At 60.8% G+C, this 13166-nt stretch carries 10 protein-coding genes; 3 read left to right on the top strand and 7 right to left on the bottom strand.

Features of this window, described 5'->3' with window-relative positions; all coding sequences use genetic code 11:
* Positions 1 to 8: 8 nt before the first annotated feature.
* The 5 genes from mutL to ACR0I7_RS09425 all read right to left on the bottom strand — a co-directional run bounded on the left by mutL (position 9) and on the right by ACR0I7_RS09425 (position 6046).
* Positions 9 to 1871: a DNA mismatch repair endonuclease MutL gene (gene mutL / locus ACR0I7_RS09445; protein WP_480510329.1), complete on the bottom strand. Its 1863-nt coding sequence runs from the start codon at positions 1869 to 1871 to the stop codon at positions 9 to 11.
* 281 nt (positions 1872 to 2152) lie between these two features.
* The gene (locus tag ACR0I7_RS09440) at positions 2153 to 3082 is read right to left on the bottom strand and encodes a metal ABC transporter permease (RefSeq protein ID WP_480510327.1); all 930 of its coding nucleotides are present in this window, start codon (positions 3080 to 3082) and stop codon (positions 2153 to 2155) included.
* Positions 3079 to 4284 (bottom strand): metal ABC transporter permease, encoded by a 1206-nt coding sequence (locus tag ACR0I7_RS09435; protein ID WP_480510325.1) that lies wholly within the window; start codon positions 4282 to 4284, stop codon positions 3079 to 3081. Before ACR0I7_RS09435 ends, ACR0I7_RS09440 begins: the two co-directional genes overlap by 4 nt.
* A 2-nt stretch (positions 4285 to 4286) precedes the next feature.
* Positions 4287 to 5090, bottom strand: a complete 804-nt coding sequence (locus ACR0I7_RS09430; protein ID WP_480510324.1) for a metal ABC transporter ATP-binding protein — start codon at positions 5088 to 5090, stop codon at positions 4287 to 4289.
* Positions 5091 to 5092: 2 nt separating this feature from the next.
* Complete coding sequence (locus tag ACR0I7_RS09425; RefSeq protein ID WP_480510322.1) at positions 5093 to 6046, bottom strand: metal ABC transporter solute-binding protein, Zn/Mn family; 954 nt, start codon at positions 6044 to 6046, stop codon at positions 5093 to 5095.
* A gap of 199 nt (positions 6047 to 6245) precedes the next feature.
* On the opposite strand from ACR0I7_RS09425, the gene deoC reads away from it, so the two are divergent.
* Genes deoC through ACR0I7_RS09410 form a run of 3 tightly spaced genes read left to right on the top strand, consistent with a single transcriptional unit; the run spans position 6246 to position 10422 of the window.
* The gene (gene deoC, locus ACR0I7_RS09420) at positions 6246 to 7244 is read left to right on the top strand and encodes a deoxyribose-phosphate aldolase (RefSeq protein ID WP_480510320.1); all 999 of its coding nucleotides are present in this window, start codon (positions 6246 to 6248) and stop codon (positions 7242 to 7244) included.
* An 11-nt stretch (positions 7245 to 7255) separates the two neighbouring features.
* Entirely contained in the window at positions 7256 to 9589 is a 2334-nt protein-coding gene (locus ACR0I7_RS09415; protein WP_480510318.1) for an aldehyde dehydrogenase family protein, read from the top strand.
* A gap of 23 nt (positions 9590 to 9612) precedes the next feature.
* Positions 9613 to 10422 carry an SDR family oxidoreductase gene (locus tag ACR0I7_RS09410; RefSeq protein ID WP_480510316.1) on the top strand — a complete coding sequence of 270 codons (810 nt, stop codon included), beginning with the start codon at positions 9613 to 9615 and terminating at the stop codon, positions 10420 to 10422.
* Between the two features lie 20 nt (positions 10423 to 10442).
* Here ACR0I7_RS09410 and ACR0I7_RS09405 read toward each other — a convergent pair whose 3' ends face one another.
* Positions 10443 to 11753 carry a M16 family metallopeptidase gene (locus ACR0I7_RS09405; RefSeq protein ID WP_480510314.1) on the bottom strand — a complete coding sequence of 437 codons (1311 nt, stop codon included), beginning with the start codon at positions 11751 to 11753 and terminating at the stop codon, positions 10443 to 10445.
* Positions 11750 to 13090 carry a M16 family metallopeptidase gene (locus tag ACR0I7_RS09400; RefSeq protein WP_480510312.1) on the bottom strand — a complete coding sequence of 447 codons (1341 nt, stop codon included), beginning with the start codon at positions 13088 to 13090 and terminating at the stop codon, positions 11750 to 11752. The genes ACR0I7_RS09405 and ACR0I7_RS09400 overlap by 4 nt, the downstream gene beginning before the upstream one ends.
* Positions 13091 to 13166: the final 76 nt, after the last annotated feature.

Genomic DNA, 13166 nt, shown 5'->3' with positions numbered 1-13166 from the left:
CAGCGGGATCAACTGCGCCCGAACAGACGTTCGATATCGCTCAGCTTCAGTTCCACATATGTGGGCCGCCCATGGTTGCATTGGCCAGAATGGGGCGTCGCCTCCATCTCGCGCAGCAGAGCGTTCATTTCTTCGGCCCGCATGCGGCGTCCCGACCGGACCGAACCATGACAGGCCACCCGGCTGAGGATCGCCTCAATCCGCGCCTGCACCATCTGGCTTTCGCCCTGATCGGCCAGTTCGTCCAGAATATCCAAGATCATCGCGCGGGCATTGACCTCACCCAGAATGGCCGGGGTTTCACGCACGGCGATGGCTCCGCCGCCAAAAGGTTCCAACGTCAGCCCGAGGCGCGACAGGTCATCCGCAACCGCCATGAGACGTGCGCAGTCACCTTCCGAAAGCTCGACAATCTCGGGGATCAGCAGCGCCTGCGCGGCGACACCGCTCTCGGCCATCTGGGTCTTGAGCTTTTCGTATACCAGCCGTTCATGCGCAGCGTGCTGGTCGACGATGATCATGCCATCAGTGGTCTGAGCGATGATGTAATTCTCGTGTACCTGCCCGCGGGCGGCCCCCAAGGGCAGATCCTGCGCCGGAGCTTCTTCAACCGGCGCAGGGGATGCGGCTGGCGTCGGTTCGACGATGCTGCCGCTATAGTCGTTCACCAGTTCCGCAAACCCCGGAGATTGCGCCCGATAAGAGGCCTGCCGCGCCGCAGGCGAAGGTCGGTCCATCTGATATACGCGTGCCGGGGCTGGCTGCGCCGGTTCAAGCCGCATTGCGCCGAGGGTTGCGTTGGCAACCGTTGACGACGCCCGGTGCCCGGCTTCGGCTAACGCATGACGCAGGCTTGAAACGATCAAGCCACGCGCAACGCCGGGATCACGGAACCGCACCTCGGATTTCGCGGGATGCACATTCACATCAACCAATGTCGGATCACAATCGATGAACAACGCCGCCGCCGGGTGACGGTCCCGGCTGAGAAAGTCGAAATAGGCTGCGCGCAATGCACCGGTCAGCATCTTGTCGCGCACCGGGCGGCCGTTCACGAAAAGGTACTGGGCCACCGCCGCACCGCGAGAATAGGTCGGCAGCGCGGCATAGCCATACAGCCTGATACCCTCTCGCGTGGCATCGATCCGCAGCGCATTCTCGGCAAACTCACGCCCGATCACGCGGGCCAGACGCGCGTGCAGCGCATCAAACAGATCACCGTTCTCGCGGTCGGCCCGAAAAGTCACCCGACCCTCGCCCCCGCCGGAGACATCGCGCAGCGTGAAGGTGACCGCAGGCTCAGCCATCGCCAGCCGCTTGACCGTGTCCGAGATCGCCTGTGCCTCGGCCCGATCGGTGCGCATGAATTTCAGCCGCGCCGGCGTGGCAAAAAACAGGTCGCGCAGCTCGACCACAGTGCCCGTACGCAGCGCGGCGGGCCTGACCGGCTCCATCTTGCCGCCCGCAACCTGTATCGACGCCGCATCAGCCCCGGGAACCCGGCTGGTGATTGTCAGCCGCCCAACGGCACCCAACGACGGCAGCGCCTCACCCCGAAACCCAAATGTGTGAATGTTCAGCAGATCTGACCCATCAATCTTCGAGGTGGCATGACGCGACAGGGCAAGCGGCAGATCATCCGCCGAAATGCCGCATCCGTCATCTGTGACCCGGATCAGCGTCTTGCCCCCATCCGCAATATCGATGGCGATTCGTGTGGCACCTGCATCAATGGCGTTCTCGACGAGTTCCTTGACCGCAGACGCGGGACGTTCGACCACCTCGCCTGCAGCGATCCGATTTATCGCGGCATCGTCGAGTTGCCGTATCACCGGTCGGCCATCGCTGATATTGGGGGTCGCCTGCTCCATACCGCTAGACCTAGCATAGGCGGGCGCGATTCTGCTACCGGGTAAGGGGCAATAATAACGATTTGGGAGGGGCATCCGGACAATTGCGACGGGCCATACAATAGTGGCACCCCATTTCGCAACTGCCCGGATGATCCAAGGTGAGTGGTGGTCATTAATTTAGTAATTAAAATATTTATAACACGAGCAGCCTTGCGAATCCCACTAAGCTTCGAAGGTTGTTCTATCTGGGCAAAGAACAGCCTATATCCGCAAGCCATCGGTGGCAGGAATACGCCGCATCAAGTTAAATTTGGCGTCCCGGACCGCTTGCGGCAGGGGCCGAACAGGGCGGCCAGCGCCAGAAGAAACCCCGACACCGTGGCGATCATACCTGCCGCGCTGACAGCGTCCGTGCCCCCCAGCCACAATGGCCCGTAACCAGCCAGAACATAGCCGGACACAGCCGAGGCGACGGCAAAGGCGACGCTCCAAGCAACTTGTGTTTCCAATCGGTTGGTCATCATGCGGGCGGCTGCGGGGGGGCATATGAACATTGCAATCACGATAATCGACCCAACCGCATCAAACGCAGCCACCGCCGCAATGGCCGCGACGATCACCAATGCCAGACCCAACGCACCGGTCCGGATGCCGATGGTCCGGGCAAACCCTTCATCAAACGTTGAGATTTTCAACGGTCGCCATAACAGCCAGATAAAGGCGATGACACCAATCAAAGTGAAGGCAATGCGCGGCAACTCTGGCGGCAAACCCGCCAGCGCCTGCAGGTCCAGCACCGAGGACCAGCCAGTGGCATCCAGCCAGATCAGGCTTTCCAGATTGCCATACAGCGCGTGCTCCACGTCCAGATGAACGGTCGATGTATCGGTCTGTTCAAGCAGCAGCACGCCCGCAGCAAACATTGTGGTAAAGACCACCCCCATCGCGGCACCGGGTTCGATCTGCCCAAGCCTGCGGACCGCCTCGATCAGGATCACGGCAACCACTGCGGCCCCCGCCGCGCCCAACATCATAGGCCAAGTTGAGATCGCCCCGGTCAGCAGGAAGGCAACGACAATACCGGGCAACACCACATGGCTGATCGCGTCACCGATCAGGGCCTGTTTGCGCAGCACAAGGAAATTGCCCGGCAATGCACAGGCAATTGCTGAAAACGTTCCGATCAGCATCGGCGTCAGAGACAGCGGAACAAACTCTTCTCCGCTCATGACCGGACCTCCTGCGGGCCGCCAATGCGGCGGTCGATCTCTGCAATCTGATCACCGGTCAACACAGTCTCGATATCCCGGAGGCCATCATAGAGTGCAGCTGCGGCCTCGTGCGCGCGATCTGCCCGCAGCTCCTGCCAGCGTTTTTCATCCCGCAGGGCCTTGGCTGCGCGGGCTTTTCCGCTGTCGGTCATCACACCGTCTGCACGCACATCCCCCGCGCGGCGCAAAAGACGCAAGGTCAAAGGCTCATAGATTGGCTGGCCCTGGGCCAGAGCGAGCAACCCCTGACGAATGTGGACGCGCCGCTGAAACCGCAGGTGACGCAGAACAGCAGCCAGCACGCCCCGCACCGGGGCGAGGAACAATGACAGCGCAAAAAGAGCAAAGCTGACCAGAACGATGATCGGACCCGTGGGCAGGTTGGGTGCCGACGCCGACAGCGCTGCACCAAGATAGCCTGACAGACCGCCTGCGAGACCTGACAGCAGCACGACGCGATCTGCGCGCTCTGACCAGAACCGGGCTGTCACCGGCGCGATGATCAGCAGCGCCACAATAAGGATAAGACCTACGATTTTCAGACCCACGACCGTGACGGCCATGACCAACCCCATCATCGCCAGATCAATCCGATGCACCGGCAGGCCGCGCGCGGCGGCATATTCCGCGTCAAAAGCCACCATCAGCATCGGACGCCGGACGATCAGCACCAGCAGTAACGTGACCGCGCCGCCCACTGCAATGATCAGCGCATCGGCCCACAGCATCCCGGCGGTTGATCCCAGCAGGAACCCTTCGAGCCCCGCCTGCCGACCGACACCCATGGTCTGGATCATCGTCAGCAATACGATACCAAACCCAAAGAAGACCGACAGGACCGCGCCAATCGCGGCGTCCTCGGCCAGACGGGTCCGACGGGTCAGCCAGTTCATCGCCAGCAAACCGATCCAGGCCGAAAGCGCGGATCCCGCCAACAAGCCCAGCAGGTTGCGCCCGTCCCCTCCCAGCGCGACCAGCACCATGAACGCGAGGCAGATGCCCGGCAGTGTTGCATGGCTGATCGCATCGCTGACCAGCGCCCTTTTGCGCAAAAACAGAAATGTGCCCGTCACCCCGGCGGAAAGACCCAGCAGGGTTGCGCCAATCGCAACCAGCGTGGCGTTATAGCCCAGCTGCAAAGTCAGCGCCTCCCAGAGCATGATCAGCCCAGCGCGCCCGAAATCTGGTCGATCTGCGCTGTTGCGAGCCGACCGCCATAGGCAGATTGCAACGTGGTTGCGGTGAACGCTTCGGCAACCGGTCCTTCGGCTACTTTGTGTGTGTTGATCAGGAAGACGTGGTCGAAATAGTCGGTGACAGTCGCCAGATCATGATGCACCGCAACCACGGTTTTTCCGGCCTCTTTCAGCGATTGCAAAACAGCGATGATGGCCTTTTCCGTTGCCGCATCGACGCCGGCGAAAGGCTCGTCCAGAAGATAGAGATCGGCGTCCTGCGCTAGAGCACGGGCCAGAAACACGCGCTGCTGCTGGCCACCTGACAGCTGACCGATCTGGCGATCCGCAAAGTCCCGCATCCCGACCCGGTGCAGGCAATCCATCACCCGCGACATATGACGGGCGCGAACGCGCCCCAGCAAACCCAACTCGCGTGTCAGGCCCATCAGAACCACGTCGACAACCCGTGTTGGGAAATCCCAATCTACGCTGGCGCGCTGTGGCACATAGGCGATACGCGCACGCTGATCCTCGAGCGATCGGCCATACACTGTCACCTGACCCGACAAAGGAGAGACAATACCCAATGCGGCCTTGAGCAGGGTCGACTTACCCGCCCCGTTTGGCCCGATGATCGCGGTCATCGCGCCGGGCTGCACCGTCATATCCACCGAGAAAACAGCGGGCTTCTGGCCGTAAGACACCGTCAGCCCCCGAATGGCCAGAGGGCTGTTCTCAACCCCCTGCCCCTCAATTGCCTTGCCTTGATCGGTTGCCAGATTGAGCACTTTTAGAAACCCGCCGAAAGCTTGCCATCCATGCCCCGCGCAGGAACATCCGCGCCCAGCGCACCGGCAATGACTGTGATGTTGTGATCCAGCATACCAACATAGGTTCCTTCATACGAGCCCGGCTCGCCCATCGCGTCCGAGAACAGCTCGCCACCGATGCTGACCTCATGACCTTTGGCTGCGGCCCCTTCAATCAGCGCACGCATCGAGCGGTCAGACACCGAGCTTTCCACAAAAACAGCGGTGATCTGACGGTCAACCAGCAGATCGACCAGCGCGCTGATCCGGCTCAAGCCTGCCTCGGACTGGGTCGAGATGCCCTGAATACCCAGCACCTCAAAACCGAAGCTCTGACCGAAATAGCCGAACGCATCATGGGCCGTCACCAGCACACGGCTGTTTTCGGGAATGCCTGACAGCGCGTCTTGTGCATAGTCGGCCAGACGGTCGATATCGGCAAGATGCGCCGCGGCGTTTGCAGCGAAGACCTCTGCCGCCTCAGGGCGCGCCTCGGTCAGAGCCGCCTGCACCGATTGCACAACGTCCCGCCACAACTCCGGAGTCATCCAGACATGAGGGTCATATTTGTCGGCATAGTCGTCATGGCCCCGCAGCTTTTCGGTGTCGATGCCTTCGGCCACGGCAATAACGGTCCGTTTGCGCGCAAGATCATGAAAGAAATCCTCCATCTGCGCCTCAAGATACAAACCATGCCACAGCACCAGATCTGCCCGCGTCATAGCCACAATGTCGCTGCGGGTCTGACGATAGGCATGCGGATCAACGCCTGGCCCCATCAGACCTTTCACCTCGACCTGATCGCCGCCAACCTGACGGGCAGCGTCCGCGATCATGCCTGTCGTGGCAACCACCTTCAGAGGCTCATCGGCCCAGGCCATAACCGGCAGCGATACGACAAGTGCCAGTGCAGTCAGAAAACGGCGGCGAATCATGAAAGACCTCAGGTTTGATTTCCGGTTGAGTCCAAATATGAGAACCATTCGCAACTAAGTCAACGCTAATGCGAATTATTCGCAAGAAAGGTGTAATATTTTTCCAAATGGTCAAAAACTGCAGCCCTGAGCGCCCGGATGACTTCCATTTAACGGCATCTCGTGCGAGTTTGGCGCAAATCTCCCAAAGGACGCGATGATGGAAACGCAGAGCACCGAAAGCCCCGTGCGCACCGCGCATCTGCCGCAAGTGACCGAGCCCCGCAATCCGGGAACGGAATTGGATTTGGACTGGGTCCGCGCGGTGCAGGCCAATACCTCGGCCATCGAACGCCGTGCCGCCACCCTGCCGGGCCGACGGTCGGTGAAAAAGGACTATCAGGCCGCGTGGCTGCTGAAGGCGGTCACGATGATCGACCTGACCACACTCTCGGGTGACGACACAGTGGGCCGCGTGCGCCGCCTGTGCGCCAAGGCGCGCCAGCCCGTTTCATCAACCGTGCTGCACGCCCTGGACATGCCTGCGATCACCACCGGAGCCGTCTGTGTCTATCACGACATGATCGAAACGGCCGTTGACGCGCTGACCGGCACGGGTATCCCGGTGGCCGCCGTCTCAACCGGCTTTCCGGCCGGGCTGTCTCCGTTCCACCTGCGTGTGGCCGAGATCGAAGAAAGCGTGAAAGCGGGTGCCGAAGAGATCGACATCGTGATCTCGCGGCGCCATGTGCTGTCGGGTGACTGGCAGGCGCTGTATGATGAGATGAAGTCCTTCCGCGTTGCCTGCGGTGATGCCCATGTCAAAGCCATCCTTGCCACCGGAGAACTGGGCAGCCTGCGCAACGTCGCGCGCGCTTCGCTGGTCTGCATGATGGCCGGAGCGGATTTCATCAAGACCTCGACCGGCAAGGAAAGCATCAACGCCACCCTGCCCGTATCGCTGGTCATGATCCGCGCGATCCGCGACTATTATGACCGTACTGGGTATCGGGTTGGCTACAAACCTGCGGGCGGAATTTCCAAGGCGAAAGACGCGCTGGTGTATCTGTCGCTGATCAAGGATGAGCTGGGCGACCGCTGGCTGCAACCCGACCTGTTCCGCTTTGGCGCGTCGTCTCTGCTGGGCGATATCGAACGGCAGCTGGAACATTATGTCACCGGGTCCTACTCGGCTGGCTACCGTCACGCCATGGGCTGAGGAAAAGAACAATGACAGTCAAAGAGATTTTTGAGACCATGGAATACGGCCCCGCCCCTGAAAGCGCTGCCGAGGCGCTGGCCTGGCTGGTCGATCAGGGTGGCAAGTTCGGGCACTACATCGACGGGACCTTCACCAAACCCGGTAAAGGCTTCGACAGCCGCAACCCGGCGACCGGAGAAGTGCTGGCCACGCTCACGCAAGCCAAACAGGGTGATGTGCACGCCGCTGTTGCCGCCGCCCGCAAGGCGCAACCGAAATGGGAAAAGCTGGGCGGTGCCGGTCGTGCACGCTACCTCTACGCGATTGCGCGGCTGCTGCAGAAACATGCGCGCCTGTTTGCGGTGCTGGAAAGCCTCGACAACGGCAAGCCGATCCGGGAATCGCGCGATATCGATATCCCGCTGGCGCAGCGGCATTTCTATTATCACGCAGGCATGGCGCAGCTGATGGAAACCGAGTTGCCCGACGCGCAGGCTTTGGGCGTCTGCGGTCAGATCATCCCGTGGAACTTCCCGCTGCTGATGCTGGCGTGGAAAATCGCGCCCGCACTGGCGATGGGCAACACGGTGGTTCTGAAACCGGCCGAGTACACCTCGCTGACGGCGCTGCTGTTTGCTGACATCTGCACGCAGGCCGGGTTGCCGAAAGGCGTGGTCAACATCGTCACCGGCGATGGCGCGGTGGGCGAGATGATCGTGAATGCAGACGTGGACAAGATCGCCTTTACCGGTTCGACCTCGGTCGGGCGGCGCATTCGCGAAGCGACCGCCGGGTCGGGCAAGGAGCTGACGTTAGAGCTGGGCGGTAAGTCGGCGTATATCGTCTTTGACGACGCCGATATGGATTCAGCCATCGAAGGTCTGGTCGACGCGATCTGGTTCAATCAGGGTCAGGTCTGCTGCGCGGGCTCGCGCCTGCTGGTGCAGGAAGGCATCGCGGATCGGTTCCATGACAAGCTGCGCGTCCGGATGGACGGCTTGCGCATCGGCGATCCGCTGGACAAATGCATCGACGTGGGCGCGGTCGTGGACCCGGTTCAGTTGCAGACCATCAAAGGCATGGTCGAAAGCAACACAGTTGGCCATGTGCATCAGGCAGCCTGTGAGTTGCCTGCGAATGGCTGCTATTACCCGCCGACGCTGATCTCGGGGCTCGAGACCTCGGACCCGCTGATGCAGGAGGAGATCTTTGGCCCGGTTCTGGTATCGTCGACCTTCCGCACCCCGGCTGAGGCGGTCGAGTTGGCCAACAACACCCGTTACGGGCTGGCCGCGACAGTCTGGACCGAGAATGTGAACCTCGCGCTGGATATCGCGCCCAAGCTGGTTGCAGGCGTAGTCTGGGTCAATGCCACCAACCTGTTCGACGCTGCCGCCGGGTTCGGCGGTGTGCGCGAAAGCGGCTTTGGCCGCGAGGGCGGCTGGGAAGGTCTGGCGGCCTATACCAAGCCCAAAGGCAAACCCAAGCCGCTGACAAAGGTCGAGGCAACCATGGGCGAAGGTGCCCCGGTCGACCCCATCGACCGCACGGCGAAAATGTATGTCGGCGGCAAGCAGGCCCGCCCCGATGGCGGCTATTCCAAACCCGTCTGGGGCAAGTCCGGCCTGCTGGGCCATGTGGGCCTTGCCAACCGCAAGGATGTTCGCAATGCGGTTGAGGCTGCTGCGGGCGCCAAAGGCTGGTCCAAAACCACCGGCCATCTGCGGGCGCAGATTCTGTACTATATCGGCGAAAACCTCTCGGCCCGTGCCAGTGAACTCGCAGCCCGTATCGATGCCATGACCGGCAAGAAAGACGGAGCGAAAGAGGTTGAGGCCTCGATCCAGCGCCTGTTCACAGCTGCCGCCTGGGCCGACAAATATGACGGTCAGGTGCATGGTGTTCCGATCCGGGGCGTGGCCATCGCGATGAAGGAATCGGTCGGCGTCATCGGTGCGCTCTGCGCGGATGACGCACCGCTTTTGGGCCTGGTCTCGGCCATGGCCCCGGCGATCGCGATGGGCAATCGGGTGGTTCTGGCGGCGTCGGAACCCTTCCCGCTGGCGGCTACTGATTTCTACCAGATCCTGGAAACCTCGGACGTGCCTGCGGGCGTGGTCAACATCCTGACCGGCAGCCATGCCGAGCTGGCCAAACCTCTGGCCGCGCACCTGAATGTAGATGCGGTCTGGTCTTTTTCGTCCACCGATCTATCGGCAGAGATCGAAGCCGCCTCGGCCGGGAATCTGAAACGCACATGGGTCAATAACGCAACGGCATTTGACTGGAGCGTGGACCATTCGCGCCGCTTCCTGCAGGCTGCAACCGAAGTGAAAAACATCTGGGTGCCCTACGGCGAGTAGGGCTCCGCTTGAGGGAGGCCCGCATGGATTTTGCAGATAAAACCGTTGTCGTTATCGGCGGTACAAGTGGTATCAACAGAGGCATTGCCGAGGCTTTTGCGGCCTCTGGCGCCAAACTAGCAGTGGCGAGCCGGTCGCAGGACAAAGTGGAGGAGACGGTTACGGCGCTAAAGGCGGCAGGGGCTGCTGACGCCATGGGGGCCGCCTTTGATGTGCGCGATCCCGAGGCCGTGGCGGCCGGGTTAAAGCAATTTCACAAAGCCTATGGCGATTTCGATGTGCTGATCTCCGGTGCGGCGGGTAACTTTCCGGCGCTAGCGGCAGAGATGTCGGTCAATGCCTTCAAGACCGTGATTGATATCGACCTGATGGGCACGATCCACGTGATGAAAGGCGCCTATCCTTACCTAAAACGCCCCGGCGCCAGCATCATCAATATCTCAGCCCCGCAATCTTATCTGCCTTATGAGGGTCAGTCCCATGTCTGTGCCGCAAAGGCGGGCGTGGATCAGATCACCCGCACCCTGTCGATGGAATGGGGGATCGAGGGTATCCGCGTGAACTCGGTCGTGCCCGGTTTTATCGAGGGCACTGAAGGGGCGAAACGACTGGCGCCGACACCCGATGCCGGCGAAGCCCTGCGCCGCGATGTGCCTTTGGGCCGTTGGGGCCAGCCGCAGGATGTGGCCAATGCCTGCCTATTTCTCAGCTCGGACATGGCCAGCTATATCAGCGGCACGGTTCTGGCCGTGGACGGCGCGCTGTATCAACGCGGATCGGGCAAGTTCGGGCAGATGATGGGGGATATGCTGCGCAGCATGAAAAAGGGGTGAGCCAGCCCACCCCCTTGTGATCAATTGGTGGTTTCCAGACCCACAGGTTTGCCCACCACGGTAAAATGTAGGCCCTCTGGGTCCAGCAGTTCAGCTGCGACACGGTTCACATCGTCCAGCGTTACCGCGTTCACCTTGTCATTGCGGGTGGCGATATAATCGATGGGCAGACCCTGCATCTGCATCCCCACCATGATCCCCGCAATCTGACCATTGCCGTCAAAGCGCAGCGGATAGGCCCCCGTCAGATAGGTCTTGGCATCATCCAGCTCTTTCTGCGTAAAGCCTTCGGTCGCGGCGCGTGCCCATTCATCGCGGATCACATCTACCGCCTCGGCAATGCGGTCATTGGCCGAGGACACCGAGCCCAGATAGACCGAGGCCAGATCCTTGGGCACCAGATAGGTTGCAACACCATAGGTCAAACCACGCTTTTCACGCACCTCATGCATCAGGCGGCTTTCGAACCCGCCACCGCCGAGGATGTGGTTCAGTATATAGGCCGCGAAGAAATCGGGATCATCCCGGTCTATGCCCGCCTGTCCGAACAGGGCCACAGATTGCGGCGTATCGAACTCGACCACGCTGACACCGGCAGGGATATCAACCTGTGCCTTGCCGGGGATCGGCTTGCCGGTTTCGGGCAAATCGGCCAGCAATTCATCCAGCAGTACGCCCAGTTGCTCGGCGGTGATATCCCCAACCGCCCCGACATAGAGCCGATCCTTGGCAAACACCCCCTCATAGGCTGCGACCACGTCATCACGGGTCAGCGCAGAAACGCTTTCGATCGTGCCCTTGCCCTCAGATGCATAAGGATGGCTGCCATAGGCCATTTCGGCAAAGCTCTTGCTTGCAATGTCATTGGGATCGGTCTGGTCTGATCTGAGCCCGGACAGGACCTGCGCCCGCACACGATCGACTGCATCCTGATCAAAGCGTGGCTCGTGCAGGGTTGTGCGCAGAAGATCGATCACCGCATCGCGGTTCTCGCTCAGAAACCTGGCAGAGATCGAGACGGTGTCATCGGTTGCATTGTACCCAAACGACGCCGCCAGCGCTTCCAACTCGCGCGCATAGGTGCGCGCATCCAGATCACCTGCGCCCTCTTCGATCAGACCGCTCATCAGGTAAACCGCCCCGCGTTTGTCAGGATCGTCCAGCGATGTACCCCCGCGAAAGCGCAGCTCAAGCGCGGTGAAGGGAATCGATTGATCTTCGACCAGCCACGCGGTGATACCGCCCGGCGAGGTCACTTCTTGGATCTCGATCTCAGCCCACGCCGGCAATGCGATGACAAAGGCGATCAGGGTTGCGAATATCCGTTTCATTGCGTCACCTCATCGTCGCGCATGAGCCAGCCCGTGACCGATGTTTCCGGCTGCAGAACTTCACGGGCTGCAGCGATGATCTCATCCCCGGTTACGGCTTGCAGAATCTCGGGCCAGGCCTGCACATCTTCGATTGTCAGCCCACTGGTCAGCGCCCGGCCATACCGGTTGCCGATCCCATCCACATTGTCGCGCGCATAGGTCTGCGCGGCGCGCAACTGCATCTTGATGCGATCAAGATCTTCTTCGTTCACACCTTCGGCGACAAATTCAGCCACGACCTGATCCATGGCATCCTCGGCCTCTTGCAACGATACGCCCTCGGCAGGCACAACAATCAAATCAAACGTCGTATCATCCAGTGAAACGCCCCGGTAGAATGCACCTGTATAAACGACCTTCTGTTGCTCGAACTGCAGCTTCTCGTTCAGATACGAGGTCGTGCTACCACCCAGCAACTCAGCAAGCAGGAACAAGGCCGCTGCCTTTTCCTGTGCCCCGGCATCGCGTTCCGGCGCAAGATAGCTGCGCTGGACATAAGGCTGCGCAACGCGGGGGTCCTTGTAGGTCAAGCGACGTTCTGCGGTTTGCGGCGGTTCCTGCGAGCGGATGCGCTCGGGCAAATCGGGATTTGCGGGGATCACGCCGTAGTACTGATCTGCCAGCGTGCGCACCTCGTCGGGGTCCACATCACCGGTCACCACCAAAATAGCGTTATTGGGCGCGTAATGAGTCTGATAGAAGGACAGCGCATCCTCCATATCCAAGGTTTCCATCTCGTGCCGCCAGCCAATGATCGGCACACCGTAGCGGTGGTTGAGATACTGCGCAGCGCTCATCTGTTCGCCGAACAAGGCACGTGGGTTGTTCTCGGTGCGCTGGTTGCGCTCTTCCAAAATCACGTCGCGCTCGGTTGCAATATCATTTTCGGTCAGACGGATGTTGCGCATCCGATCCGCCTCCATCCGCATCATCAGCTCCAGCCGGTCGGCCGCAACGCGCTGGAAATACGCGGTGTAGTCATAGGAGGTGAAGGCATTGTCATTGCCGCCGTTGGCCGCAACGGTGGCCGACAGCTCACCCGCCTCCATCGTATCCGTTGCTTTGAACAGAAGATGTTCCAGAAAATGCGCGACACCGGATGATCCAACCGGTTCGTCGGCAGAGCCCGCCCGGTACCAAACCATATGTTGCACCACCGGTGCCCGGTGATCTTCGACCACAACGACATCCATTCCGTTGTCGAGAGTGAATGTTGTTACTGCCTCATGCCCGTCTTCGGCCAGAAGCGGGGTCGCGGCCATCAGGGCGGCCGACAGCGCCAGAGCCCGAACCATGGGGCATCCTCCGTTTCGTTACAGTGTCCAACCTACGGTGGTGTCGCGCGGGTTCAAGGCCGATGACGGAAAGGTT

It is taken from the genome of Ruegeria sp. AM1 (assembly GCF_056540745.1).
The sequence above is the reverse complement of the archived record's forward strand: the minus strand, read 5'-3'. Positions and strand labels throughout refer to the sequence as shown.